Source organism: Citrobacter sp. RHBSTW-00881 (genome assembly GCF_013728515.1).
GTDB lineage: Bacteria > Pseudomonadota > Gammaproteobacteria > Enterobacterales > Enterobacteriaceae > Citrobacter > Citrobacter braakii.
Genome location: NZ_CP056269.1, coordinates 945330 through 971131, shown reverse-complemented (window position 1 = coordinate 971131; position 25802 = coordinate 945330). Strand labels below are relative to the sequence as shown.

23 protein-coding genes and 3 tRNA genes are annotated in these 25802 nt (G+C 52.5%); 12 read left to right on the top strand and 14 right to left on the bottom strand.

The window, feature by feature from the left end:
* Nucleotides 1–6: 6 nt before the first annotated feature.
* The gene (locus tag HV311_RS04675) at nt 7–1374 is read left to right on the top strand and encodes an L-serine ammonia-lyase (RefSeq protein ID WP_016154248.1); all 1368 of its coding nucleotides are present in this window, start codon (nt 7–9) and stop codon (nt 1372–1374) included.
* A gap of 137 nt (nt 1375–1511) precedes the next feature.
* Nucleotides 1512–2267: a flap endonuclease Xni gene (gene xni, locus HV311_RS04670; protein ID WP_016154249.1), complete on the top strand. Its 756-nt coding sequence runs from the start codon at nt 1512–1514 to the stop codon at nt 2265–2267.
* Nucleotides 2268–2358: 91 nt separating this feature from the next.
* Here xni and fucO read toward each other — a convergent pair whose 3' ends face one another.
* From fucO to HV311_RS04635, 7 genes are all read right to left on the bottom strand, one after another.
* Nucleotides 2359–3507 carry a lactaldehyde reductase gene (fucO, locus tag HV311_RS04665; RefSeq protein ID WP_019077588.1) on the bottom strand — a complete coding sequence of 383 codons (1149 nt, stop codon included), beginning with the start codon at nt 3505–3507 and terminating at the stop codon, nt 2359–2361.
* Nucleotides 3508–3534: 27 nt separating this feature from the next.
* Nucleotides 3535–4182 carry an L-fuculose-phosphate aldolase gene (gene fucA / locus HV311_RS04660; protein WP_003034062.1) on the bottom strand — a complete coding sequence of 216 codons (648 nt, stop codon included), beginning with the start codon at nt 4180–4182 and terminating at the stop codon, nt 3535–3537.
* A gap of 141 nt (nt 4183–4323) precedes the next feature.
* Complete coding sequence (locus tag HV311_RS04655; RefSeq protein ID WP_016154251.1) at nt 4324–5322, bottom strand: LacI family DNA-binding transcriptional regulator; 999 nt, start codon at nt 5320–5322, stop codon at nt 4324–4326.
* Between the two features lie 66 nt (nt 5323–5388).
* Nucleotides 5389–6969, bottom strand: coding sequence for an FGGY-family carbohydrate kinase (locus HV311_RS04650; protein ID WP_191220768.1), 1581 nt, complete (start codon nt 6967–6969; stop codon nt 5389–5391).
* Between the two features lie 53 nt (nt 6970–7022).
* Nucleotides 7023–7973 (bottom strand): ABC transporter substrate-binding protein, encoded by a 951-nt coding sequence (locus HV311_RS04645; RefSeq protein ID WP_016157361.1) that lies wholly within the window; start codon nt 7971–7973, stop codon nt 7023–7025.
* Between the two features lie 73 nt (nt 7974–8046).
* A complete protein-coding gene (locus HV311_RS04640; RefSeq protein ID WP_003034055.1) occupies nt 8047–9030 on the bottom strand; it encodes an ABC transporter permease in 984 nt (327 codons plus the stop codon).
* A 3-nt stretch (nt 9031–9033) separates the two neighbouring features.
* Nucleotides 9034–10533, bottom strand: a complete 1500-nt coding sequence (locus tag HV311_RS04635; RefSeq protein WP_046276142.1) for a sugar ABC transporter ATP-binding protein — start codon at nt 10531–10533, stop codon at nt 9034–9036.
* Nucleotides 10534–10996: 463 nt separating this feature from the next.
* Between HV311_RS04635 and fucI the strand changes: the two genes are divergently transcribed.
* From fucI to fucR, 4 genes are all read left to right on the top strand, one after another.
* On the top strand, nt 10997–12772 hold the full coding sequence (gene fucI, locus HV311_RS04630; protein ID WP_075847504.1) for an L-fucose isomerase: 1776 nt from the start codon (nt 10997–10999) through the stop codon (nt 12770–12772).
* Nucleotides 12773–12871: 99 nt separating this feature from the next.
* Nucleotides 12872–14290 (top strand): L-fuculokinase, encoded by a 1419-nt coding sequence (gene fucK, locus HV311_RS04625; RefSeq protein WP_191220767.1) that lies wholly within the window; start codon nt 12872–12874, stop codon nt 14288–14290.
* 1 nt (nt 14291) lies between these two features.
* The gene (fucU, locus tag HV311_RS04620; protein WP_191220766.1) at nt 14292–14714 is read left to right on the top strand and encodes an L-fucose mutarotase; all 423 of its coding nucleotides are present in this window, start codon (nt 14292–14294) and stop codon (nt 14712–14714) included.
* A gap of 57 nt (nt 14715–14771) precedes the next feature.
* Nucleotides 14772–15500: an L-fucose operon activator gene (gene fucR / locus HV311_RS04615; protein WP_019077594.1), complete on the top strand. Its 729-nt coding sequence runs from the start codon at nt 14772–14774 to the stop codon at nt 15498–15500.
* A gap of 35 nt (nt 15501–15535) precedes the next feature.
* Here fucR and rlmM read toward each other — a convergent pair whose 3' ends face one another.
* The 4 genes from rlmM to HV311_RS04595 all read right to left on the bottom strand — a co-directional run bounded on the left by rlmM (nt 15536) and on the right by HV311_RS04595 (nt 18551).
* Nucleotides 15536–16636 (bottom strand): 23S rRNA (cytidine(2498)-2'-O)-methyltransferase RlmM, encoded by a 1101-nt coding sequence (gene rlmM / locus HV311_RS04610; protein ID WP_003034040.1) that lies wholly within the window; start codon nt 16634–16636, stop codon nt 15536–15538.
* Entirely contained in the window at nt 16629–17024 is a 396-nt protein-coding gene (locus HV311_RS04605; RefSeq protein WP_003034037.1) for a DUF423 domain-containing protein, read from the bottom strand. The genes rlmM and HV311_RS04605 overlap by 8 nt, the downstream gene beginning before the upstream one ends.
* 18 nt (nt 17025–17042) lie before the next feature.
* The gene (gene gcvA, locus HV311_RS04600; RefSeq protein WP_016154260.1) at nt 17043–17960 is read right to left on the bottom strand and encodes a glycine cleavage system transcriptional regulator GcvA; all 918 of its coding nucleotides are present in this window, start codon (nt 17958–17960) and stop codon (nt 17043–17045) included.
* A gap of 363 nt (nt 17961–18323) precedes the next feature.
* Nucleotides 18324–18551 (bottom strand): YgdI/YgdR family lipoprotein, encoded by a 228-nt coding sequence (locus HV311_RS04595; protein WP_016154261.1) that lies wholly within the window; start codon nt 18549–18551, stop codon nt 18324–18326.
* A gap of 192 nt (nt 18552–18743) precedes the next feature.
* Here HV311_RS04595 and csdA point away from each other — a divergent pair, with 192 nt between their 5' ends.
* Entirely contained in the window at nt 18744–19949 is a 1206-nt protein-coding gene (gene csdA, locus HV311_RS04590) for a cysteine desulfurase CsdA (protein WP_181547522.1), read from the top strand.
* Complete coding sequence (gene csdE / locus HV311_RS04585) at nt 19949–20392, top strand: cysteine desulfurase sulfur acceptor subunit CsdE (protein ID WP_016154263.1); 444 nt, start codon at nt 19949–19951, stop codon at nt 20390–20392. Before csdA ends, csdE begins: the two co-directional genes overlap by 1 nt.
* A gap of 47 nt (nt 20393–20439) precedes the next feature.
* Here csdE and tcdA read toward each other — a convergent pair whose 3' ends face one another.
* The gene (tcdA, locus tag HV311_RS04580; RefSeq protein WP_019077596.1) at nt 20440–21246 is read right to left on the bottom strand and encodes a tRNA cyclic N6-threonylcarbamoyladenosine(37) synthase TcdA; all 807 of its coding nucleotides are present in this window, start codon (nt 21244–21246) and stop codon (nt 20440–20442) included.
* 39 nt (nt 21247–21285) lie between these two features.
* Nucleotides 21286–22383 (bottom strand): murein transglycosylase A, encoded by a 1098-nt coding sequence (gene mltA, locus HV311_RS04575; protein WP_019077597.1) that lies wholly within the window; start codon nt 22381–22383, stop codon nt 21286–21288.
* Between the two features lie 205 nt (nt 22384–22588).
* Here mltA and HV311_RS04570 point away from each other — a divergent pair.
* The 3 genes from HV311_RS04570 (at nt 22589) to HV311_RS04560 (ending at nt 22887) form a co-directional block, all read left to right on the top strand.
* Nucleotides 22589–22665 (top strand) — tRNA-Met (locus HV311_RS04570).
* Between the two features lie 34 nt (nt 22666–22699).
* Nucleotides 22700–22776, top strand: a tRNA-Met gene (locus HV311_RS04565).
* Nucleotides 22777–22810: 34 nt separating this feature from the next.
* Nucleotides 22811–22887, top strand: a tRNA-Met gene (locus HV311_RS04560).
* A 73-nt stretch (nt 22888–22960) separates the two neighbouring features.
* On the opposite strand, the gene amiC is transcribed toward HV311_RS04560, so the two are convergent.
* On the bottom strand, nt 22961–24214 hold the full coding sequence (amiC, locus tag HV311_RS04555) for an N-acetylmuramoyl-L-alanine amidase AmiC (RefSeq protein WP_016154266.1): 1254 nt from the start codon (nt 24212–24214) through the stop codon (nt 22961–22963).
* Between the two features lie 235 nt (nt 24215–24449).
* On the opposite strand from amiC, the gene argA reads away from it, so the two are divergent.
* Nucleotides 24450–25781, top strand: a complete 1332-nt coding sequence (argA, locus tag HV311_RS04550) for an amino-acid N-acetyltransferase (RefSeq protein WP_008785703.1) — start codon at nt 24450–24452, stop codon at nt 25779–25781.
* The last annotated feature ends 21 nt before the right edge of the window (nt 25782–25802 follow it).

Here is a 25802-nt window from a genome sequence, read left to right as displayed (position 1 = left end):
CGCCTCATGATTAGCGTATTCGATATTTTCAAAATCGGCATTGGCCCTTCCAGCTCCCACACTGTTGGCCCGATGAAAGCAGGCAAACAATTCACGGATGACCTGATTGCACGCGGAATTCTCACTGACGTAACCCGCGTAGTGGTTGATGTCTATGGCTCCTTGTCTCTGACGGGGAAAGGTCACCATACCGACATCGCGATTATTATGGGCCTGGCGGGTAATCTGCCGGATACCGTAGACATTGATGCCATCCCGGCCTTTATCCAGGATGTGAATACTCATGGACGTTTGCTGCTGGCGGACGGTCAACATGAGGTCGAGTTCCCGGTCGACAAGTGCATGAATTTCCATGCGGACAATCTGTCTCTGCACGAAAACGGGATGCGTATTACCGCACTGGCGGGCGAAAAAGCCATTTACAGCCAGACTTACTATTCCATTGGCGGTGGGTTCATCGTTGATGAAGAACATTTTGGTTTACCGAACAACTCTCCGGTAAACGTGCCGTATCCGTATAAATCTGCGGCTGATTTGCAACGTCATTGCCAGGAAACCGGCCTGTCACTTTCCGGTCTGATGATGCAAAACGAACTGGCGCTGCACAGCAAAGAAGAGCTGGAACAACACTTCGCCAACGTCTGGGACGTCATGCGCAGCGGGATTGAGCGCGGCATCACCACCGAAGGTGTATTGCCGGGCAAACTGCGCGTTCCACGTCGCGCGGCGGCGCTGCGTCGTATGCTGGTCAGCAGCGACAAAACCACCACTGATCCGATGGCGGTTGTTGACTGGATCAACATGTTCGCGCTGGCCGTGAACGAAGAAAACGCTGCCGGTGGACGCGTGGTTACGGCGCCAACTAATGGCGCATGCGGGATTGTTCCTGCCGTGCTGGCGTACTACGACAAGTTTATCCGCGAAGTGAACGCTAACTCGCTGGCACGCTACATGCTGGTCGCGAGCGCCATTGGTTCGCTGTACAAGATGAACGCCTCTATCTCTGGCGCCGAAGTGGGCTGTCAAGGTGAAGTCGGCGTTGCCTGCTCCATGGCTGCGGCCGGTCTGGCTGAACTGCTGGGCGGTAGCCCAATGCAGGTGTGCATCGCGGCGGAAATCGGTATGGAACATAACCTGGGTCTGACCTGCGATCCGGTTGCCGGCCAGGTGCAGGTACCGTGCATTGAGCGTAACGCCATTGCTTCGGTTAAAGCAGTGAACGCCGCACGTATGGCGCTGCGCCGTACCAGCGAACCACGCGTGTGCCTTGATAAAGTCATCGAGACCATGTACGAAACCGGTAAAGACATGAACGCCAAATACCGTGAAACATCTCGCGGCGGTCTGGCGATGAAGATTGTCACCTGCGATTAAGTCCCACCACGTTTCAGGATCTGTAGGCCGGATGAGGCGCTCGCCGCCATCCGGCCTACAGATAACGCTATTTCGCAACACTCGCCTCCCCTCGCCGTGAATGTTACCCTACAAACTTATTTGTTAGGGAGAACACCGTGGCCGTCCACCTGCTCATTGTCGATGCACTGAACCTTATCCGCCGCATTCACGCCGTACAGGGCTCACCCTGCGTAGAGACGTGCCAGCACGCGCTCGATCAGTTGATTGTGCACAGTCAGCCTACGCACGCCGTGGCGGTATTCGATGATGAAGCGCGCAACAGCGGCTGGCGTCACCAACGGTTGCCTGACTACAAAGCCGGTCGCCCACCGATGCCTGATGAATTGCACCAGGAAATGCCCGCCTTACGCGCCGCTTTTGAACAGCGCGGCGTCTGCTGTTGGGTCTCCAGCGGGAATGAAGCCGATGATTTAGCCGCAACCCTGGCGGTTAAAGTGAGCCAGGCGGGACATCAGGCTACCATCGTATCAACCGATAAAGGCTATTGTCAGTTGCTCTCCCCGACGCTACGTATTCGTGACTACTTCCAGAAGCGCTGGCTGGATGCACCGTTTATTGAGAAAGAGTTTGGCGTGCTGCCGCAGCAGTTGCCTGATTACTGGGGACTGGCCGGGATCAGCAGTTCGAAAGTACCGGGGGTTGCAGGTATTGGTCCCAAAAGCGCCACGCAGCTGCTCGTACAGTTTCAACATCTGGAAGGCATTTACGCGCATCTTGATGAAGTACCGGACAAGTGGCGCAAGAAACTAGAGATGCACCAGGAGATGGCGTTTCTGTGTCGCGATATCGCACGGCTGCAAACGGACTTACATATCGACGGAAACCTGCAGCAATTACGGTTGGTGCGATAGCTCTGTTGCCGAATGGCGCTGTGCTTATCTGGCCTACACGTCGAACACCCCGGTAGGCCGGATAAGGCTTTCACGCCGTCACGCTGAAAAATTACCAGGCGGTGTGGTACAGCTCAACGATATCCCCAAGATTCGCTTCACGGGGATTTCCCCCGGTACAAACATCGTCAAATGCCGCCTGCGCCAGCGCAGGAATATCCTCTTTACGTACGCCAACATCGCGTAAATGCAGCGGGATCCCTACATCGCGGTTAAGGGCGAAGACGGCATCTACTGCCGCTTTACGTGCCTCTGCCAGCGTCAGTTCTTCAACCTTAACTCCCATCACCCGGGCGATATCGCGAAATTTTTCCCCGGTGAATTCGGCGTTATAGCGCATCACGTGCGGCAGCAAAATGGCATTTGCTACGCCGTGCGGCGTGTTATAAAACGCGCCTAACGGGTGTGCCATTCCATGCACTAATCCCAGACCAACGTTGGAAAAGCCCATCCCGGCCACGTACTGGCCCAGCGCCATCGCTTCCCCGGCCTGGGTATCGCCCGCAACGGAACCACGTAATGCCCCGGCTATCATTTCAATAGCTTTAATGTGCAGCGCATCGGTAAGCGCCCACGCCGCCCGCGTAATGTACCCCTCAATAGCATGGGTCAGGGCATCCACTCCGGTGGCGGCTTTTAGCGCCGCTGGCATGCCGTCCATCATGTCAGCATCAATGAACGCTACCTGTGGGATGTCATGGGGGTCGACACAAACAAACTTACGCCGATTTTCTTCGTCAGTGATCACGTAGTTAATGGTCACTTCCGCTGCCGTTCCCGCGGTGGTTGGGATAGCCATAACCGGCACGCTCGGGCTGCGCGTTGGCGATAACCCTTCAAGGCTGCGTACATCCGCAAACTCAGGGTTATTATTGATAATGCCAATCGCTTTACAGGTATCCTGAGGGGAGCCTCCGCCGATGGCGATCAGATAGTCTGCGCCGCTTTGCTGAAAGACACCCAACCCTTCCTGCACCACCGCAATGGTTGGGTTAGGAATAACGCCTGAATAGATTTCCCATGCCAGACCTGCAGCATCCATTCGGGAAGTCACCTTATCGACAACGCCGCACTGCACCAGATTTTTATCAGTCACAATCAACGCCTTGCGATAACCACGACGGATGACTTCATCGGTTAATGCACCAACAGCTCCCCGGCCAAACCATGCCGTTTCGTTCAGAATCATTCTGTTCGCCATCGTATTTCTCCTTTTCGCTATGCGAAATTACTCTTCAATGCGTAATCCGTAAGATTTGAATTTCTCCAGCACAATGGCGATCTCCTCGTCATCCAGCACCGGCACCGGGTCAACAATCGCCAGCGTGCTCAGATAAAGGCGGGCCAGAACTTCCACTTCATGCGCCAACCACAGTGCTTTTTCCAAATTCGCTTCACAAGCAATCAACCCATGGTGCTGTAAAAGCGTTGCCTTACGGTTTTTCAGGGCGACGCTCACATGCTCTGACAGCTCTCGTGTACCAAACGTCGCATAAGGCGCACACGGAATAGAGTTCCCCCCTGCCGCCGCAATCATGTAGTGAATTGCCGGGATAGGGCGATTAAGAATAGAAACGGCCGTGCAATGTACGGCATGGTTATGGACAACCGCATTGGCATCCGGACGCGTCTGATATGCCGCCAGGTGAAAACGCCATTCACTGGAGGGTAATTGTCCTTTATCATATTTCCCGTCGTTATCTACATACACGATCATATTTTCAGTAAGTCTTTCGTAAGGAATACCGCTGGGCGTGATCAGCATCCCATTTTCATAACGCGCACTCACATTTCCCGCCGTCCCCTGATTCAATCCAAGGCTGGTCATTTCAAGGCAGGTTTCAATGATTTCTCGCGACAAACGCATTCTTTCCATAATGATTCTCCGGGTACAGTTTCCCCTCGTCTTTATTGCGAAAAATGCAGCCGCAGAGTAAGACGGGTCAGGTTTCAGATACAGGCAGCCACTGAACGTATATATTCAGGTTCAGTAGGCCGATTTATTTATAGCGGCGTATTAAGGTTGTCTTACGCGCTTAATAAGTTTCATCTCAACTTTTACAGTTTCTTTAATTGGCTGGTCATCAATAGCACTCATCATCATATCGAACGCTTTTTCCGCCCAAACATTTTCATCCTGCTGCATTGACCAGACATTATTGGCGAGGAATCCCAGCATTGGGTGTTCATCGAATGTCCCAATGTTAATTTCAGGTGGAATTGTGCCAAAACGATTACGAATAGCATTAATGGCCCCCTCCAGTACGGGTAATGATGAGGCGATAAATGCCTGTGGGCAGCCCTGTTCGCCGATCAACTCATCCATCAGTCGATAACCCCCCTCGGGCGTGTTGTCTGGACCTTCGCGCACCCAATCGCTATGCAAAATACCATTATTGTTCAATGCATTAAGATAACCTTGTAAACGGTCGCCGATGCTGGGTAATCCGGTATCTCCCACCAAAAACCAGATCGGCGACTTTCCAGCGTCAAACAAACTTTGCGTCAACTTTTCGCCGCCCAAAATGTTATGGCTTTCTACCAGAGCGTTATCGGTATACTTAAAATCACGGTCAAGTAACACCATCGGTTTTCTGACCTGACGTAAATGGTGCTGCTGATTTTCTAATGTTGAGGGAACAATAAAAAGGCCATCGACATTGCGAGCTATTAACGCTTTAGTCAGTTTATTTTCGTAATCAACGTCGTCATAGGTACAGCTAATCGTTAGCTGATAACCGGAACGACGACAGCGTTGCTCAAGTTTTTCTGCGAGTGTGGCAAAAAACACGTTGGAAATATTGGGCACAATCAATCCCAACGTATCCGTTTTATTCAATTTCAGGCTACGTGCTGAATGGTTAATGACGTAACCATAGCGCTCGACATATTCATTAATACGCGTTTGGGTTTTGACACTGATTCGATATTGCTCTGCTTTCCCGTTCAGCACCAGTCGTACGGTCGTAACCGATAAATTCAGATCGCTGGCTATCTGTTCTACTGTTTTAGCCATTTATATGCCCCAGTTCACATCCAAAAACGTCAATCTACAATCATAAAAGTATTTTAAACTTTTGTCTTACTGCATAAGTTGGTTAATCGCCTGCTGCTGATCCCACATCATCAGATAAGCCTGATATTTGCGGTCATAGAAGTTGCGCCGTGCCGGGTTAGCCTTAATCACCTCGCCTGATCGAACCATCGCCTGGCATGCAGATGGAATATTTTCCCACGCGCCGCAGGCAACCGCACCGGTGATGGCTGCACCTAACGTCACCGCATCCTCTTCCTGCATCAGATGAATATCGCATCCGGTGGCATCGGCATATTCTCGCAACCACAGTGGATTATGCGTTGCGCCGCCGCACAGCGTCAGTCGGGAAATGGTGTGACCGTTTTCGCGCATCACTTCCATAATATGCCGCGTACCGCAGGCGATCGCCTGTAATGTCGCCAGGTACAGACGAGCAACCTGCATCTCGCCTCGCTCAAGAGTCAAACCGCAAACACTCCCCCGGGCATCGGGTCGCGCGCGCGGTGAACGATTACCGTGATGATCGGCCAGCACATGCAAATAACGACCAGGCTCTGACTCCTGCGCCTCAAGTGCGGCAACCCATTCATTAACTAAAACGATGGGATGGCAACCCCGCGCCTCAGCCTTGTGAAATAGCGCCGCGCTGGCTCCTGACTCCTGAAGCGTCCAGTCGACTAACGCCCCAGCGGCACTTTGCCCCCCTTCTGTCAGCCAGTAGCCTGGCAGCATGGCTGACCAGTACGGCCCCCATACACCAGGTGTATGAATTTCCTGCTCGCTGCACAGCATATGGCAATTTGACGTTCCGCTGATCAACGCCAACGTCCCCTCAGGCTCAACACCGGCAAGCGCTACTCCGCCCGCATGGGCATCAATCATTCCGCTGGCGACGACCACTGCAGTCGTCAGCCCCAGCGCCTGGGCCGCATCGGCGCTAAGCGTTCCAACGGCGGCGCCTGGCGGCAGGATCCGCGACGGGATTTTGCCCAACAAATCCGTTAGCTCAACAGCGTCAAGCAAAGAGTGGCTAAAGCGTTGTTCATGTGCCAGATAGTTCCATTTACAGGTCAGCGTGCACAGACCAGCAACATCACAGGCGGTAGCTTTAGAGACCAGAAAGTCCGCCAGATCGTAGAAGCGATACGCACTCTGCCAGGTGGCTGGAAAATGGTTTTTCAGCCACAGTACTTTAGGAAGCTCCATTTCGACGCTGACTTCACCGCCAACGTAGCGCAGAGCCGGATCCTGCGTGGCGTTTATACGTTGCGTCTCCTGCGCCGCACGATGATCCATCCACATGATGATGTTATGGTCTGATGGTTCGCCAGGTGAAACCGCCAGACCCCGCCCCTGCTCATCCAGTGCTACCAATGAACAGGTGGCATCAAATCCCAATGCGCGAATCTCCTCAATGCGAACCCCGGATGACGACACCGCCTCCTTCACTGCATGGCAAACCTGCTGCCAGATTTCTGCAGATGACTGCTCAACCCGCTCAAGACCGGGTCGAAACTGCGAGATGGCGTATGTCGCAAAAGCCAGCCGTTTGCCACTGGCATCAAAGACACCAGCCCTGACGCTGGCGGAACCGACATCCACACCGAGGAAATATCCACTGCCCATAGTAACTCCCTGACGCTGGCGAATGATGGGGCGAGCACTTCGCCCCAACGGTGTTATTTTTTACCGAATGGGTGTAACAGCTTGTCAATTTCCGGGGTGTCAATGTTCTTCGCATTAACGAATTTAACCGGAATATCAATTTCTTTCGGTACAGACTGACCCGATACCGCTGCATTTAGTGTCTTGATACCCTGGTAGCCAATCTGATAAGCGTCCTGCACGACAAAGCCCTGAATGACCCCAGACTTCAGGAAAGCAATGATTGCCTCGGTGCTATCAAAACCAATCACTTTCACTTTGCCTTTCAGGTTTTGACTATCAATGGCGTTTGCTACGCCCAGCGTTGAGCCTTCATTGGTGCCATAAATCCCTGCAATATCAGGGTTGGCCTGGATCATATCGATGGTTTTATCCATCGCTTTTTGCGGATCGCCATCGCTGTACTGGACCGGTAGCACCTGGATTTCCGGGTATTTCTCCTTCATGCGGGCAATAAACCCTTCCGAACGCTCAATCGCTGAGGAGGTCCCCGCTACGTGCGCAATAATGCCCACTTTACCTTTGCTGCCCACTTCCGCTGCCAGTGCATCCGCCGCTTCAGCACCGGCTTTACGGTTATTCGTGGCGACAAAGCTCACTGGGATATCGGAATTCACACCGGAGTCAAACGTCACAACTTTAATGCCGCGTGAATTTGCGGTCTCAACTAATGGCGCCAGCGCATTGGCATCTAACGCTGCCAGCAATAGCCCATTGGGTTTTTGCGCCATCGCGTTTTCAACTAGCTGAATCTGCTCGGCAATCTGAGTTTCATCCGCCGGGCCAACATAGCTGGTTTTATCACCCGACTCTTTTGCTGCCGCTTCCGTCCCCATTTTTACGGTTTGCCAGAATTCATGCTGGAAACCTTTACTGACCACCGGAAGGTTCATATCTTTAGCCAATACGCTGGATGTCATACAGGCCAGCAGGGATAACGCATAGACAAAATTCCTGGTTCTCATTGTTTTACTCCGTTCTGAGTGAGTCACCCTAAACGTCAGGGTTATGATGTCCCGTGACTTCCGGGAGCGTAAATCAACGAATTTTTTTGCGTAATGTATCGAGATAAACCGCAGCAATGACCACCACGCCCATGGCCACCATTTGCCAGAACTGGGAAACCCCCATCAGGTTCAGACCGTTTTTCAACACGCTCATAATGAATGCGCCGATGATAGTCCCGCCGATGGTGCCAATTCCCCCCATCAGGCTCGTACCGCCAATAACAACCGCCGCGATGGCTTCCAGTTCATAACCCACGCCAACCGTTGGCTGACCAGAGTTCAAACGTGAGGCCAGAATAACGCCGGCGATCCCGGTCAGCAGACCGCAAAAGGCGTAGACGAAAATTTTGACGCGTTGAACTTTAATTCCGGATAGGTGTGCGGCCACCTCATTGCTACCCACAGCGTAAACATAGCGACCAATCACCGTTTTCTTCAGGATGTAGGCGGCGATTAGCGCCACCACCACCAGGTAAAAAACGGGATAAGGCAACACATCGAACAAACGTCCCTGGGCCAGCATTTTGAAGGTGGGGTAATCAGCGAAATAAATCGCACGACCATCTGTCATCACCATATTGATGCCTCTGACGGACATCATCAGGCCCAGCGTGGCGATAAAAGGTGGGATAGTCATTTTGGTGACCAGCAGACCATTGATATAGCCGCATAATCCACCGGCCAGCACTCCGGCCAGAATACATACGGGCAGAGGCAATCCCAGCGTGGCGCTGATGCCTACCGCAACACCCGAAAAGGCCACCACCGAGCCAAGAGAAAGGTCGATTCCTGACGTGATAATGACGAAGGTAACGCCAATCGCCATAATGCCAATCACTGAAGTTTGCAGAGCGATTGTCATGATGTTTTCAGTGTTAAAGAAAAATGGCGAACCAAAGCTAAAAAATATTACTAAAATAATCAGACTCAAAAGCGGCGCAAGGCGCATTAAAAGTTCTTTGTTAATTTTTATTTTCTTATTATTGCTGTCTGAAGAGGTTACAGAGATAGTCATAAATTAGTCCTCTAACGTCGCATATTGCATGATTTTTTCTTGTGTGGCGTCATCAGAAGCTAACTCCCCGGTAATACGTCCATTACGCATCACTAAAATGCGATCGCACATACCCAGCACTTCCGGTAATTCAGAGGAGATCATGATAATTGACTTCCCTTTTGCCACCAGTCGATTCATTAATTCATAAATCTCAAGTTTGGCACCCACATCAATACCGCGAGTGGGTTCATCAAAGATGAGAATATCGGTGTCTTTACACACCCATCTGGCAATAATAATTTTCTGCTGATTACCACCACTTAAATTCAGAGCAGCCTGTTCTAAATGTGGTGTTTTAATGCGTAGGGCTTTCACCTGTTCTTCGCTGGTTTTCTGACAACGTTTGCTGTCCACGTTGCCATAACGATCGGAATACTCAGGATAATTGCCCAACATAATATTGCGCTCAACGGACAGTCCTAATGCCAGCCCCTCTTTTTTCCTGTCCTCGGTTAAATAGCTGATACCCTGTTTGATAGCATCAGGAATATCTTTAATTACCGTCACGTTACCGTTCAGCTTGAGGGTTCCGCCATCAATGGGATCCGCACCAAAAATCGCCCGCGCCAGCTCAGTACGTCCTGCCCCCATCAGACCGGCGAAGCCCAAAATTTCGCCCTGATACAGAGTGAAATCAATATTGTTTAATACGCCATTGCGCGTCAGACCGCTTACTTCCAACACCGGTTTGCGTTGAGCCAAAGGTTCGCGGCGAGGATAGATATTGCCAAGATCGCGCCCAACCATCATGGCAATCAGATCGCTAATTTTAACCGCATCATAATCCACAGTGGCAATAAACTGACCATCCCGCATCACCGTCGCGCGATCGGCGATCAGCGCCAGTTCCTCTAACCTGTGCGAGATATAAACAATGCCCGTTCCCTGTTCTTTCAGCAAACGAGTTACCTGAAATAAGCTGTCAATTTCCGTTTCAGTCAGTGCTGCCGTCGGTTCATCCATAATAAGAATCTTGGCATTCACCGATATCGCTTTAGCAATCTCAACCATTTGTTGTTGCGCGACGGTCAGATCGGCCACCAGCGTTTCTGGAGAGATATTCAGGTTTAATTTTTGCAAAATATCGATAGCTGCCTGTCGCTGTTGTTTTTCATCCAGACGCCAGCGATTATTTTTGCAAAACTCCCTGCCAATAAATATATTTTCTTCCACCGTGAGTTCAGGGAAAAGGTTAAACTCCTGGTGAATGATGGTGATACCTGCGCTTTGTGCACTCAACGGGTTCGCAAAAGTAACAGGTTGTCCCTCAAAAATAATATCCCCTTCATCAGGCTGATAAACACCGGATAAAATCTTCATCAACGTAGACTTTCCTGCGCCATTCTCACCCAGCAGCGCATGAACCTCTCCTTTGCGTAAAGCAAAATCCACATTACTCAACGCTAATACGCCGGGAAAACGTTTCGTAATATGACTCATCTGTAAAAATGTTTCAGACATTGCTGCTTTCCTCAATATACAGAAACTGCAATCAGTGAATCAGGCGCAAAACGTTGCCAGGAAGCCATCGTCACCGTTAATGCGAATACTACCTATAAGTTCATATGCGTTTTATCAATTATGCTAACTCGAGTTAGCGAAGTGCCTTTTAAAGCTATTTTAGCTACTCAAAATAGCCAAATCATTTGGTTTAAAACTGTGACGCTGAACAGACAATTTATTACAACCAATTAATTTAAAAAGGATTTATTGAAAATACCCGTCCTGGTTTATTTGACGCAGATCGAATTTTAACCACTTCTCGTGAAGCCTCTCACAGTTCCACAACAAAAAAGTTGTGCAAAAAACTCTCTAATACCTAAGCTAACTCGAGTTAGCAAAAATGGGTTATTCAGCCAACTGCGACAGTGGTGTTCAACATCCGCTTTTGCAGCACGGCATAAAGTGAGATGAGGAACCTCGAATGAACAAAAATAGCTTACCGAAAATTGGAATTCGTCCGGTGATTGATGGGCGCCGTATGGGTGTTCGTGAATCGCTCGAAGAGCAAACCATGAATATGGCTAAAGCCACTGCTGCGCTGATCACAGAGAAACTTCGTCACGCCAGTGGCGCACAAATTGAATGTGTGATTGCCGACACTTGCATTGCCGGGATGGCTGAATCTGCCGCCTGTGAAGAAAAATTCAGCAGCCTGAACGTAGGCGTGACAATTACTGTTACCCCATGCTGGTGCTACGGTAGCGAAACCATCGACATGGATCCGATGCGCCCGAAAGCTATCTGGGGCTTTAACGGAACAGAACGTCCCGGCGCAGTTTATCTGGCCGCAGCATTGGCTGCGCATAATCAAAAAGGGCTTCCCGCCTTCTCTATTTACGGCCATGACGTACAGGATGCCGGCGACACCACGATCCCTGCCGATGTTGAAGAAAAATTGCTGCGCTTTGCCCGCGCGGGCCTGGCGGTTGCCAGTATGAAAGGCAAAAGCTACCTGTCCGTAGGCGGCGTTTCAATGGGCATTGCCGGCTCGATTGTCGATCATAACTTCTTTGAATCCTGGCTGGGAATGAAGGTTCAACCCGTTGATATGACTGAACTGCGTCGTCGCATCGACCAAAAAATCTATGACGAAGCTGAGCTGGAAATGGCGCTGGCGTGGGCGGATAAAAACTTCCGCTACGGTGAAGATCAGAACGCACAGCAATATAAGCGTAACGCAGAGCAGAGCCGTGCGGTGCTGAAAGAGAGCCTGCTGATGGCCATGTGCATTCGCGACATGATGCAGGGTAACCAGAAACTGGCAGACAAAGGTCGGGTTGAAGAGTCGCTGGGGTACAACGCGATTGCCGCAGGCTTCCAGGGCCAGCGTCACTGGACCGATCAATACCCGAATGGCGATACCGCCGAAGCACTGCTCAACAGCTCCTTTGACTGGAACGGCATTCGCGAACCGTTCGTTGTCGCCACCGAAAACGACAGCCTGAACGGGGTGGCGATGCTGTTTGGTCATCAACTCACCGGCACAGCGCAGGTCTTTGCCGATGTGCGTACCTACTGGTCGCCAGAGGCGGTTGAACGTGTCACGGGTAAACCACTGACCGGCCTTGCTGAGCACGGTATTATTCACCTGATTAACTCCGGCTCGGCAGCGCTGGATGGCTCCTGCAAACAGCGCGACGGCGAAGGGAAACCGACCATGAAGCCGCACTGGGAGATCTCACAGAAAGAGGCGGATGATTGCCTGGCGGCTACCGAATGGTGTCCGGCTATTCACGAATACTTCCGCGGCGGCGGCTATTCTTCTCGCTTCCTGACCGAGGGCGGCGTGCCGTTCACCATGACCCGCATCAACATCATCAAAGGCCTGGGCCCGGTGCTGCAAATCGCGGAAGGCTGGAGCGTGGAATTGCCGAAAGAGATGCACGACCAGCTTGATGCGCGCACCAACTCCACCTGGCCAACCACCTGGTTCGCTCCGCGCTTAACCGGTAAAGGCCCGTTCAGCGATGTCTATTCCGTCATGGCTAACTGGGGCGCAAACCACGGCGTACTGACGATAGGTCACGTGGGCGCGGACTTTATTACGCTCGCCGCCATGTTGCGTATCCCGGTTTGTATGCACAACGTGGAAGACGAAAAAATTTACCGCCCTTCAGCCTGGGCAGCCCATGGTATGGATATGGAAGGCCAGGATTATCGCGCCTGCCAGAACTACGGCCCGCTGTATAAGCGTTAATGCGACTCTGGCCCGGTGGCGCAAGCTTACCGGGCCTGCGCGGTGAATTTTGTAAGCCGGGTAAGCGCTGCGCCATCCGGCTACGTTTGGGGAGCGATTATGAAACAAGACGTTATCCTGGTTCTCGACTGTGGCGCGACCAACGTGCGGGCTATCGCCGTTGACCGACAGGGAAAGATTGTCGCCCGCGCAGCAACCCCGAACGCCAGTGACATCGCAACAGAAAACAGTACCTGGCATCAGTGGTCGCTGGAGGCCATTCTGCAACGCTTCGCCGACTGCTGTCAGCGCCTCTGCACGCAACTGGCCGCCTGCCATGTCCGCGGGATCGCCGTCACCACTTTTGGCGTAGACGGCGCGCTGGTTGATAAGAACGGCAAGCAGCTGTATCCGGTGATTAGCTGGAAATGCCCACGCACCGCAGCGGTGATGGAGAATATTCACCGCTACATATCACCGCAGCAATTGCAGGAAATTTCCGGCGTCGGCGCATTTAGCTTCAACACGCTGTATAAACTGGTGTGGCTGAAAGAAAACCATCCGCAATTTCTGGAGCAGGCGCACGCATGGTTGTTTATCTCGTCGCTTATCAACCACCGTTTAACCGGCGAGTTCACTACAGATATCACCATGGCGGGCACCAGCCAGCTGCTGGACATCCGGCAGCGCGATTTTAGTCATGACATTTTACAGGCTACGGGTATACCGCGCCGTCTGTTCCCGCGCCTGGTTGAAGCAGGCGAAAAGATTGGGGCTTTGCAACCGGAGGCTGCCAGCCTGCTCGGGCTTACGGCGGGAATTCCGGTCATCTCTGCCGGACACGACACGCAGTTTGCGCTATTTGGCGCTGGAGCCCAGCCAGATGAACCGGTGCTCTCTTCCGGCACATGGGAAATTCTGATGGTGCGCAGTGCGCAGGTGGATACCTCCCAGCTCAGCCAATATGCGGGTTCCACTTGTGAGCTGGATAGCCAGGCTGGACTGAATAACCCCGGCATGCAGTGGCTGGCTTCCGGTGTACTTGAGTGGGTGCGTAAGCTGTTGTGGACTGCCGACACCCCCTGGCAGACGTTAATTGACGAAGCCAGGGTCATCCCGGCAGGCGCCGAAGGCGTGAAGATGCACTGCGACCTGCTGGCCTGTCAGAATGCGGGCTGGCAAGGGGTTACGCTCAATACCACCCGTGGGCACTTTTATCGCGCCGCGCTGGAAGGACTGACAGAACAGCTGCAGCGAAACCTCCATACGCTGGAAAAAATCGGTCATTTCCAGGCCACAGAACTGCTATTGGTTGGTGGGGGAAGCCGCAACGCGTTGTGGAATCAGATCAAAGCGAATGTTCTCGGGATACCTGTCAAAGTGCTGGATGACGCCGAAACCACCGTGGCAGGTGCCGCAATGTTTGCGTGGTCGGGCATTGGGGAATTTGCCTCACCGGAACAGGCACGCGGGCAGGTACGCTACCAGTACCGTTACTTTTATCCGCAAACCGAATCCGAACTAACAGGAGTTGAGTAATATGCTCAAAACAATATCTCCCTTAATTTCGCCCGACCTGCTGAAGGTACTGGCTGAAATGGGGCACGGCGATGAGATTATATTTTCCGATGCCCACTTCCCGGCCCACAGCACGGGACCGCAGGTTATCCGCACCGACGGTCTGCTGGTCAGCGACCTGCTACAGGCGATTATTCCGCTCTTTGAACTGGACAGCTATGCCCCACCGCTGGTGATGATGGCGGCTGTTGAAGGCGATGCCCTCGATCCTGACGTCGAGGCCCGCTATCGTCAGGCGCTTTCACTGCAAACCCCCTGCCCGGACATCACGCGTATTGACCGCTATGCCTTCTATGAACGCGCGCAACAGGCGTTTGCGATCGTTATCACAGGAGAGCGGGCAAAGTACGGGAATATTCTATTAAAAAAAGGAGTAACCCCGTAATCTCTGGTCTGAATGCCCGTCAGCTACGGGCATTCATCATAAGATGAGGATCAGAACATGAAAGCGGCGCGCCAGCAGGCGATCGTAGATCTGCTTACCAACCACAAAAATCTGACAACCGAAACCCTTGCTTTGCAACTTAAGGTCAGCAAAGAGACCATCCGCCGCGATCTCAGCGAGCTACAAGCCCAGGGAAAAGTGCTGCGCAATCACGGGCGGGCCAAAGTGATTCATCGGGAAAATCAGGACAGCGGCGACCCGTTTCATATGCGACTCAAAAGCCACTATGCCCACAAAGCGAATATTGCCCGCGAAGCGCTGGCATGGATCGAAGAAGGTATGGTGATAGCCCTGGACGCCAGCTCAACGTGCTGGTACCTGGCGCGACAGTTACCGGACATCAACATTCACGTCTTTACCAACAGCCAGCCCATTTGCCAGGAATTGGCTAAACGCGAACACCTTCAGCTAATCAGCTCCGGCGGTCGCCTTGAGCGTAAATACGGTTGCTATGTTAACCCCTCGCTCATCTCGCAGCTCAAACCACTCGAGATCGATCTGTTTATTTTTTCCTGCGCAGGGATCGACAGCGACGGCGCACTCTGGGACTCTAACGCGACCAATGCCGACTTCAAGTCCATTCTGCTTAAGCGCGCAGCGCAGTCATTATTGCTGATCGATAAAAGTAAATTTAATCGTTCGGGAGAGGCCCGGATTGGGCATCTGGATGATGTGACGCATATTATTTCAGATACGCCGCTGATTGAAACAATGCAGGCCGGATGAGACATTTACGCCTTCATCCGGCCTGCAATTTTACCTTATCGCTCGTCGCGACGACCACCAACAGCAGCCCACAGGCGACGGACGTGCACGGTGACTTCTTCACGGTCATGATACAGCTGACGCGCCTGAATCTGGGCATTTACGCCATGCTCGTCAAGCTGTGCCTGAATATAAGCCAGGTTTTGCGACACCTCTTCGTAGCGTTTTTTCATCGGCAGCTTGAGGTTGAAGATAGTCTCTCGACACCAGCCGTTGACCAGCCATTGCGCCATCAGGGCGGCAACCTTCGCGGGCTTTTCCACCATGTCGCAAACCATCCACGAAATGTTATTGCGATTTGGCCGGTACTTAAATCCGTCTTCGCGCAGCCAGGTAACTTGTCCGGTATCCATCAGGCTTTGCGCCATCGGACCATTATCCACGGAGTAAACCCACATGTTGCGTTTAACCAGTTGATAGGTCCAACCGCCCGGGCATGCCCCTAAATCCACCGCATACATTCCGTTAGCCAGACGTTCATCCCACTCATCAGCAGGAATAAACACGTGCAGCGCTTCTTCCAGCTTCAGTGTTGAACGGCTCGGCGCATCGGCCGGGAACTTCAGACGCGGAATGCCCATGTAGAACGGGGAGTTATTGTCGGGCCAGGAATAGCCAGTATAGCAACAGCCTGGTGCGATAAAGAACACATGAACCACCGGACGTTTTGGCGTTTCATATTTTGCCAGCACGCCCGCTTCCCGCAGCGCCGCGCGCAGTGGTACGGTAAATTTACGGCAAAATTTAACCAACTCTTTGCTTTCATTGGTATCAGCAACTTCAACGCGCAGATCGCCGCCTTTCTCCACCACGCCCTGCAACATGCCGACAATCGGCGTAATGCGGTCTTCCGGCGGTAAATATTGCAGCAGTTCACCCACCACAAACATTTGACGGGCAAAAATCAGCGAGCTAAACGGCAACTCTTTCACTAACTTTTCGGCATCGTCCTGCTGATAGCATTCGAAGATGACGTAACCCGCATTGTCTTTCACGCGGGCAAAACCGAAGATTTCCCGGCGTCCTGCTTTATCCGTAATTTCTGCGGCGCACTCTTTTTCAAAACCTGGGCGACACAACAATACAACCTTATTCATGGCTAACGCCCTTACGTTTCAATCGAATAGCGCCCACTAACATCAGCGCCCAGCCCACAAGGAAGCTGAAACCGCCGACGGGGGTAACAAACGCCCACAGGCGTAAATGCGAGAGCGCGAGGCAATACAGGCTGCCGCTAAACAGCACGGTTCCTAATGCCAAAAACACGCTACTCCAGTAAAACCAAATGCTAATGCGCCGTTGCATGGCGACGGCCAGGCCAAATATAGCCAGCGTATGGAACGCCTGATACTCGAGGCCAGTCTGGATCCACCCCATCTCAACGACACCGAGGGTTTTACTCAGAACATGTGCCCCAAAGGCGCCCAACGCCACAAAGATAAAGCCACTTACGGCGGCAAAAATCAGCATAAAACGGCTGGTCATGTGAATACCCTACGTAAATTATTGTTCATAACGAAAGCGGAATTTTTCTTGTTCCGTGGCCGCTTTCGCCAGAATCCACTGACGGAAGGCGGCTATTTTACCCAGTTCTGCCTGACTGTCATGACAAACCAGATAAAATGCGTTTTTGCTGACCAGAACATCATTAAACGGACAGACCAGACGTCCGGCTTCTATTTCGGATTGCGCCATGACGTTATTAGCCAACGCAATTCCCTGTCCATGGATAGCAGCCTGGAGCACCATGGCGCTATGGCTGAAGATGGGTCCCTGCTGTACGTTGATATGATTCAGGCCAAGCTGGCGCGTATAGGCTTGCCAGTCACGGCGCGACGCATCGTGCAATAATGTGTGTTTCGCCAGATCTTCGGGCGTCTTTAGCGGTTTATCACCGGTGAGTAATAGCGGCGAGCAGACCGGCAATAAATATTCTGCGTACAATTTTTCAACGCGCAGACCCGGCCAGTTGCCGCGTCCATAGAAAATCGCCACATCAACATCGTCAGCCAGTTTGTCTTCCTGACGGTCCACCGCCTGGATCCTGACATCGATTCCCGGATAAGCTGAGTTAAAGCTAGAGAGTCTGGGAACCATCCATTGGATTGCAAAACTGGGCAATAAACTCACGGTGAGCGCACCTTTTGCACTGCGTGCCTGAAGTTTACGCGTCGCGTCGGTTAATTGCGAAAAAATCTCTTTGATGTCGAGAAAGTAGCTTTGGCCTTCTTCCGTTAACAGCAAAGATCGATTGCGTCGACGAAACAGCTTCAGCCCTAGGAAATCCTCAAGTGACTTGATTTGATGACTTACTGCGGCCTGCGTCACAAAAAGCTCTTCTGCTGCGCGAGTAAAGCTCAAATGACGCGCTGCAGCATCAAAAACACGCAACGCATTTAGGGGTGGTAATCGTTTTGACATGACTTTTAGGCTTTGATGTTAAATGAATTTAACAATTAACCAACAGGTTGTAACCTATTAGTTTTTTTTATCTGAGCCATTATAAATTGTCCGTTGAGGTTCTACCAGCAAATACCTATAGTGGCGGCACTTCCTGAAGCCGGAACGAAAAGTTTTATCGGAATGCGTGTTCTGGTGGGCTTTTGGCTTACGGTTGTGATGTTGTGTTGTTGTGTTTGCAATTGGTCTGCGATTCAGACCATGGTAGCAAAGCTACCCTTTTTCACTTCCTGTACATTTACCCTGTCTGTCCATAGTGATTAATGTAGCACCGCCAAATTGCGGTGCTTTTTTTTGTCCGACTCTTTGTCGATGGACGACCGGTTAGTTATCCAGTTCTACCATCTCTTTCACATCGGTACGGTTAATCTGCTGTTTGTTGCCGTTAGCGTCTTTATACGAAATCATCCCCGTTTCATTGTCGGTCTGTGGCTTACCATCAGATACGATTGATCGACCATCATTGGTGTGCATCACGTAATTCGAACCAGAACAGGCGCTCAGGGCAAAAGTCAGCATACAAGCAGAGATAATTGCGGCAGTCTTTTTCATCTTTTTCTCCTTAAAGCGATTTATGCTATTAAAAACACACTCCGTAACAGGCTAAATTGCTCGCCTAACGGTATATAGCATAAGACACTGCGTGGACTTTGCCAGGATATCCAGAGTATTCCGATGGTTAGCACACCCCTTGTATCAGCGCCCTTTTTGCGCCACGATCGGTTTACTGAACTGAGGAATACCATGAACGCTTTTAACCCCGCGCAGTTTCGCGCGCAATTTCCCGCACTCAACGATGCTGGCGTCTATCTCGACAGCGCTGCTACCGCACTGAAGCCGCAGGCAGTGATTGAGGCCACCCATCAGTTTTATAGCCTGAGCGCCGGGAACGTCCACCGCAGCCAGTTTGCCGAAGCACAGCGCCTGACCGCACGCTATGAAGCCGCGCGGGAAAAAGTCGCAAGCCTGATTAATGCGCCGGATGACAAAACAATCGTCTGGACCCGCGGTACGACGGAAGCGATCAACATGGTTGCCCAAAGCTATGCGCGACCGCGGTTACAACCGGGTGATGAGATTATCGTTAGCGCAGCAGAACATCATGCCAACCTCGTGCCCTGGCTGATGGTGGCGGAGCAAACGGGGGCGAAGGTCGTCAGACTACCGCTTAACGACCATTTATTGCCAGACGTTGAAAGCCTCGCGCAACTCATCACTCCACGCAGTCGCATTCTGGCGCTTGGGCAGATGTCGAACGTTACCGGCGGTTGCCCGGATTTGGCCCGCGCCATTACGCTCGCCCATGCGGCTGGCATGGTGGTGATGGTGGATGGTGCACAGGGGATTGTCCATTTCCCCGCCGACGTACAGCAATTAGACATTGATTTCTATGCGTTCTCGGGCCACAAGCTGTATGGTCCCACCGGCATTGGCGTGCTGTACGGTAAACCGCAACTGCTGGATGCCATGTCTCCCTGGCTCGGTGGCGGTAAAATGATTAGCGAAGTCAGTTTTGACGGTTTCACCACCCAGGCTGCTCCATGGAAGCTGGAGGCCGGTACGCCTAACGTTGCTGGCGTTATCGGACTAAGCGCGGCGCTCGAATGGCTGGCGGACGTTGACGTGGTGCAGGCCGAAAACTGGAGCCGGGGTCTGGCGACGTTGGCAGAAGATGCGCTGGCGAAACGCCCCGGCTTTCGCTCCTTCCGCTGCCAGGACTCCAGTCTGTTAGCCTTTGATTTCGCAGGCGTTCATCACAGCGACATGGTGACGTTGCTGGCCGAATATGGCATTGCACTGCGTGCAGGACAACACTGTGCGCAACCGCTGCTGGCAGAACTGGGCGTGTCCGGGACGCTACGCGCCTCATTTGCACCTTATAATACGCAAAGTGATGTAGATGCGTTGGTCGCAGCCGTTGACCGCGCGCTGGAAATATTGGTGGATTAATGACAAGCCCTCTGTTCGCCGGACACCCGTTTGGCACAACCGTAACGGAAGAGACGTTACGCAATACCTTTACCCCGCTCACCCAGTGGGAAGATAAATATCGCCAGCTGATTCTGCTGGGTAAGCAGTTGCCAGCTCTTCCTGATTCGCTAAAGGCACAGGCCAAAGAGATCGCGGGCTGCGAAAACCGCGTTTGGCTGGGGCATACCCTTCATGAGAATGGTACTTTGCATTTCTTCGGCGACAGCGAAGGTCGCATTGTTCGCGGGCTGCTGGCGGTATTACTCACGGCGGTCGAAGGTAAAACTGCAGCCGAGTTACTGGCGCATTCGCCTATGGCATTATTTGACGAGCTAGGTTTACGCGCGCAGCTCAGCGCCTCGCGTACCCAGGGGCTGCATGCTCTGAACGAGGCGATTCTTGAGGCTGCCCGACAGGTTTGATGGTTGCCGGATGGCGACGCGAACGCGTCTTATCCGGCACAACACACTCAACTCTGGCGCGCCGCTTTCGCCATCATCTTCTTCAGCGCGTGTGAGACGGCAACAAAGCCAAAGGTGGCGGTCACCATAGTGGCCGCGCCAAAACCGGATGCGCAATCCATGCGCTTCGGCCCTTCCGCCGTCGCCTTCATCGCACATACCGAGCCATCTGCCTGCGGGTAAACCAGCGCTTCGGTCGAGAACACACAGTCCACGCCCAGCTTGCCTTTGCTGTTTTTCACCACGCCAAAATCGCTTTTCAGTCGCTCGCGTAGCTTGGCTGCCAGCGGATCCTGGATAGTTTTTGCCAAATCAACGACCTGTATCTGCGTCGGGTCGATCTGCCCTCCCGCACCACCGGTGGTCACCAGCGGAATTTTGTTACGCCGACACCAGGCGATCAGTGCCGCTTTTGGGCGCACGCTGTCAATCGCATCAATGACATACGAATAACCCGCACTCATATACTCAGCAACATTATCCGGCGTGACAAAATCATCGACCACGTTCACCCGGCACTCCGGGTTAATCTGGCGGATACGTTCAGCCATCACTTCAGCTTTTGCCAGGCCGACGTTATCGCGCAGAGCATGGATCTGGCGGTTAGTATTGGTGACGCACACATCATCCATATCGATGAGCGTGATGGCGCCAATACCGGTACGCGCCAGCGCTTCCGCCGCCCACGACCCTACCCCGCCAATCCCGACCACGCAAACGTGCGATTGGGCAAACAACTGCAGCGCATTTTCGCCATACAGACGCGCCGTACCGCCAAAACGCTGGCGCCAGGCATCACTGATAACCACAGACATAACACCTCAAATTCATTAATATCGAGCGCCATCCGGCTATTAACCGCTGAACACGTTACCCGTACCCGGCGCTGTTTTCAGTACCCAGACGCGACCGTAGTGATTATACCACCCCGCACGGTGTCCGGCGTCAGCACCAATGCCCTGATAGATATCGAAGTGTTGCCCTTTAATAGCGCCACCCACATCTAACGCCACCATCAGGCGCAGTTCGTACTGGCCGGTAAACTTGCCGTTATTGTCCAGTAACGGGACTTCCGCCAGCAATGTTGTGCCCGCCGGAATGATACTGCGGTCAGAAGCCACAGATGCGCGGCCAATCAACGGTACCGCGCTGGCCCCTTTGACCGGTGCAAAAGATTGCGGTTTAAAGAAGACAAACGATGGGTTCTGCTCCAACAGCTCACGCACTTCGGCTTCGCTGTGCGTTTCACCCCAATGGCGAATAGCCTGCATCGACATATCTTCTTTTTTCACTTCGCCACGGTCGATAAGCACCTTACCGATGCTGCGATAGGCGTGGCCGTTTTTCCCGGAATAGCTAAAGAAGTTAAGCGGGCTGCCATCGCCAAAATCGATGTAACCACTGCCCTGCACATCCATAATGAAGTTATCCATTAGGGAGTTGCTGTACGCCAGAATGTAGTTGTCGCTCAGCGCGCCCGCGTAAATCTCGGCACGGCTTGGTAAGCGCCCACGTTTTGGCGGCATGCGATAGATAGGATACTGAAACTCGCCCTGGCGCGTATGGCGCGCCTGAATAACCGGCGTGTAGTAACCGGTAAACTGGACGTTACCGTAGTTGTCCGCCCCTTCCATTTGCCAGGCATCAATACCAAACTGGCGCATACTGCGCGTATCACCGCCCGCACGTAACCACTGCTGGATAGCGTTGTAAACGTTGCTCTGGTTGCCGTACAAACGTGGCGAAGCGCTGCGAATTTGATTAACCTGCTCGGCGAAATCACCGGCATTGATTGGTGCGCCAACCGCATCAGGCTGGTTCACCAGTGAGAAAGGCTGGGTAAATTTCCCGTCTTTATACTGCTGCCCACGATCGGTGGGTTTTGAGGAACACGCGGCGAGCATCGCGACGACAGCTCCCGCAAGAAGATATTTTGCCCAACGTCCTTTCATTGTTCTCGTCTTATGTTGCCTGAATGCGAGACGAAGATAACAAACCCACGAACCTAATGAAATGCGTATACATACCCGAACGCAAATTTTGAGCAAAAAACAATCCAGAATGCGTTGTTTTTGTTCATTTTCACCTTAAAAACGTGATCAAGGTGAAAAAAGGGTTGCATGAAAATGCGAGCAGAGTATAGTGCGCATCCACGGACGCGGGGTGGAGCAGCTTGGTAGCTCGTCGGGCTCATAACCCGAAGGTCGTCAGTTCAAATCTGGCCCCCGCAACCAATTAAAATTTGATGAAATAAAAGCAGTACGGTGACGCGGGGTGGAGCAGCCTGGTAGCTCGTCGGGCTCATAACCCGAAGGTCGTCGGTTCAAATCCGGCCCCCGCAACCAATCAAATTTGATAAAATATAAAGCAGTACGGTGACGCGGGGTGGAGCAGCCTGGTAGCTCGTCGGGCTCATAACCCGAAGGTCGTCGGTTCAAATCCGGCCCCCGCAACCAACATTATAAACACCCTGAAGGGTGTTTTTTTGTATCTGCGGTCCATAAAAAAGCGCTTTTCAGCGCTTTTTTGTTATCCCCTTCTCGCCAGCGTCGCACCATCGGCAAAGTAGGCTTTGATCCCCGCCAAAATCGACTCTGCAACTTCCTGCTGGAAGGTCGCAGTTTTGAGCTTGCGCTCTTCCTCAACGTTACTGATAAATGCGGTTTCCACCAGAATAGACGGAATATCCGGCGCTTTAAGTACCGCAAACCCGGCTTGTTCAACCTGGTTCTTATGCAGATTGTTAACTTTACCGAGCTTATTCAATACCGCTTTACCAAACTTCAGGCTGTCGGCGATGGTCAGCGATTGCACCATATCAAACATGGTATGGTCGACGTAGCGATCGCCGCTCTTGCTGACGCCGCCAATCAAATCCGAGGCGTTCTGAGTTTGCGCCAGATATTTCGCGGCGGTGCTGGTCGCCCCTTTGGTCGAGAGCGCAAACACCGACGAACCTCTGGGCTGTCGACTGGTAAATGCATCGGCGTGAATAGAGACAAACAGGTCTGCACGCTGCTTCTGCGCTTTCGCCACGCGGACTTTAAGCGGAATGAAAATATCTTCATTTCGCGTCATAAAGACCTTCATGTTGCCCTCTTTCTCTATGAGGGCTCGCAGGCGTCGGGCAATCTGCAGCACCACATCTTTTTCACGCGTCTTGTATTTCCCCACCGCACCGGAGTCCTCTCCGCCATGCCCTGGGTCGAGCATAATGACAATGGGACGATCGCGCCCCGCTTTACCCGGCTGCGGGCCACTTTGCGCAGGCGGAACCTGTTTGTCCAGATCGCCCTTGTTGTATTCTTCCAGCAACGCCAGCAGCGGATCCTGAACATCCTGGGCATTGGCGGGATAGAGATCCATCACCAGACGTTCTTTAAAGCCAGCCACCGGAGCCAGCGCAAAAAGTTGCGGCTTCACATTCTGTTTCAGCTCGAACACCATCCGCACGGTCTGTGGGTCAAACTGCCCGACGCGCGCCGATTTAATATACGGATCGTCAGGACGGATCTGCGCCCCCATGCCCTTGAGCACCGAGTTCAAATTAACGCCTTCAATATCCACAACCACACGCTCAGGATTACTCAGGGCAAACTGTTTGTATTTCAGCAGACGGTTAGATTCTACCGTGACGCGGGTGTAGCTGGACGCTGGCCAGACACGTACGGCAACGACCTGACTCATGGCAGCCAGACCAACCTGGCTGACGCTCAAAAGCCACATAGCACCCGCACCTTTCAGTAAACGGCGGCGACTGATTGCTGAATTGGATCCCGACATGCTTCTCCCGAGCAAAAAGAAATCTTTATTGAGGTAATACGTAAAACGACTGAATTGACCGGAAACTTTAGCGAATGACGCATAATCTGTCATCTATAAAAGGGTAAACATTCTTTTTATATTCACGGTATTACTGAGAAAAATCTTCGGCATGGGTAAAAATTACGCTTGCACACAGCGCCAAAACAGAATAAAAATACACAAATTACGAATAATCATGCAATGAGGATGTGCCGTGGTGAAGGAGCGTAGAACCGAACTGGTACAGGGATTCCGCCATTCTGTTCCCTATATCAATACCCATCGGGGAAAGACGTTTGTCATTATGCTGGGCGGCGAAGCCATCGAGCATGAAAACTTTTCCAGTATCGTCAATGACATTGGCCTTCTTCATAGTCTCGGCATCCGCCTTGTCGTGGTCTATGGCGCACGACCGCAGATTGATGCCAATCTTGCGGCGCATCATCATGAACCGGTGTACCACAAGAATACGCGCGTTACCGACGCTAAAACCCTGGAGCTGGTCAAACAGGCGGCAGGGTTACTTCAGCTTGATATTACCGCCCGCCTGTCAATGAGCCTGAATAATACGCCATTGCAGGGGGCGCACATCAATGTGGTCAGCGGTAATTTTATTATCTCCCAGCCGCTGGGCGTTGATGACGGCGTGGATTACTGCCATAGCGGACGTATTCGTCGTATTGATGAAGATGCCATTCACCGCCAGTTAGACAGTGGCGCGATTGTGCTGATGGGCCCGGTCGCCGTTTCCGTCACCGGAGAGAGCTTTAACCTGACTTCAGAAGAGGTCGCCACACAGTTGGCTATCAAACTGAAGGCAGAGAAAATGATCGGCTTTTGCTCCTCTCAGGGCGTCACCAACGATGATGGCGATATTATTTCCGAGCTGTTTCCTAACGAAGCCCAGGCGCGCGTTGAGTTGCAGGAAGAGAAAGGCGATTACAGCTCCGGCACAGTGCGCTTTCTGCGTGGGGCAGTGAAAGCCTGTCGCAGTGGGGTACGGCGCTGCCATCTGATCAGCTATCAGGAAGATGGCGCATTGCTGCAGGAACTGTTCTCCCGTGACGGGATCGGTACGCAGATCGTAATGGAAAGCGCCGAGCAGATCCGCCGCGCTACCATTAACGATATCGGCGGGATTCTGGAGCTGATCCGCCCGCTGGAGCAGCAAGGCATTCTGGTACGTCGCTCCCGCGAACAACTGGAAATGGAGATCGACAAATTCACGATTATTCAGCGCGATAACCTGACCATCGCCTGCGCCGCTCTGTACCCTTTCCCGGAGGAGAGAATTGGCGAAATGGCGTGCGTGGCGGTGCATCCGGACTACCGTAGCTCATCGCGCGGGGAAGTATTGCTGGAGCGGATCGCCGCGCAGGCCCGGCAAATGGGACTGAGCAAACTGTTCGTGCTGACCACGCGCAGCATCCACTGGTTCCAGGAACGTGGTTTCACGCCGGTGGATATCGACCTGCTGCCGGAAAGCAAGAAAGAGATGTACAACTATCAGCGGCGGTCAAAGGTGCTGATGGCGGATTTGGGGTAGTGGTCGTTGCCGGATGCGGTA

Bases quoted from the DNA above. Each gene is read 5' to 3' on its own strand.
- fucI (WP_075847504.1), top strand. From the start codon at position 10,997: ATGAACAAAAATAGCTTACCGAAAATTGGAATTCGTCCGGTGATTGAT.
- mltA (WP_019077597.1), bottom strand. From the start codon at position 22,383: ATGAAAGGACGTTGGGCAAAATATCTTCTTGCGGGAGCTGTCGTCGCG.
- HV311_RS04655 (WP_016154251.1), bottom strand. From the start codon at position 5,322: ATGGCTAAAACAGTAGAACAGATAGCCAGCGATCTGAATTTATCGGTT.
- HV311_RS04645 (WP_016157361.1), bottom strand. From the start codon at position 7,973: ATGAGAACCAGGAATTTTGTCTATGCGTTATCCCTGCTGGCCTGTATG.
- fucK (WP_191220767.1), top strand. From the start codon at position 12,872: ATGAAACAAGACGTTATCCTGGTTCTCGACTGTGGCGCGACCAACGTG.
- csdA (WP_181547522.1), top strand. From the start codon at position 18,744: ATGAACGCTTTTAACCCCGCGCAGTTTCGCGCGCAATTTCCCGCACTC.
- fucA (WP_003034062.1), bottom strand. From the start codon at position 4,182: ATGGAAAGAATGCGTTTGTCGCGAGAAATCATTGAAACCTGCCTTGAA.
- HV311_RS04675 (WP_016154248.1), top strand. From the start codon at position 7: ATGATTAGCGTATTCGATATTTTCAAAATCGGCATTGGCCCTTCCAGC.
- HV311_RS04595 (WP_016154261.1), bottom strand. From the start codon at position 18,551: ATGAAAAAGACTGCCGCAATTATCTCTGCTTGTATGCTGACTTTTGCC.
- tcdA (WP_019077596.1), bottom strand. From the start codon at position 21,246: ATGTCTGTGGTTATCAGTGATGCCTGGCGCCAGCGTTTTGGCGGTACG.
- rlmM (WP_003034040.1), bottom strand. From the start codon at position 16,636: ATGAATAAGGTTGTATTGTTGTGTCGCCCAGGTTTTGAAAAAGAGTGC.
- HV311_RS04635 (WP_046276142.1), bottom strand. From the start codon at position 10,533: ATGTCTGAAACATTTTTACAGATGAGTCATATTACGAAACGTTTTCCC.
- amiC (WP_016154266.1), bottom strand. From the start codon at position 24,214: ATGTCGGGATCCAATTCAGCAATCAGTCGCCGCCGTTTACTGAAAGGT.
- HV311_RS04640 (WP_003034055.1), bottom strand. From the start codon at position 9,030: ATGACTATCTCTGTAACCTCTTCAGACAGCAATAATAAGAAAATAAAA.
- gcvA (WP_016154260.1), bottom strand. From the start codon at position 17,960: ATGTCAAAACGATTACCACCCCTAAATGCGTTGCGTGTTTTTGATGCT.
- fucU (WP_191220766.1), top strand. From the start codon at position 14,292: ATGCTCAAAACAATATCTCCCTTAATTTCGCCCGACCTGCTGAAGGTA.
- HV311_RS04605 (WP_003034037.1), bottom strand. From the start codon at position 17,024: ATGACCAGCCGTTTTATGCTGATTTTTGCCGCCGTAAGTGGCTTTATC.
- HV311_RS04650 (WP_191220768.1), bottom strand. From the start codon at position 6,969: ATGGGCAGTGGATATTTCCTCGGTGTGGATGTCGGTTCCGCCAGCGTC.
- csdE (WP_016154263.1), top strand. From the start codon at position 19,949: ATGACAAGCCCTCTGTTCGCCGGACACCCGTTTGGCACAACCGTAACG.
- fucO (WP_019077588.1), bottom strand. From the start codon at position 3,507: ATGGCGAACAGAATGATTCTGAACGAAACGGCATGGTTTGGCCGGGGA.
- fucR (WP_019077594.1), top strand. From the start codon at position 14,772: ATGAAAGCGGCGCGCCAGCAGGCGATCGTAGATCTGCTTACCAACCAC.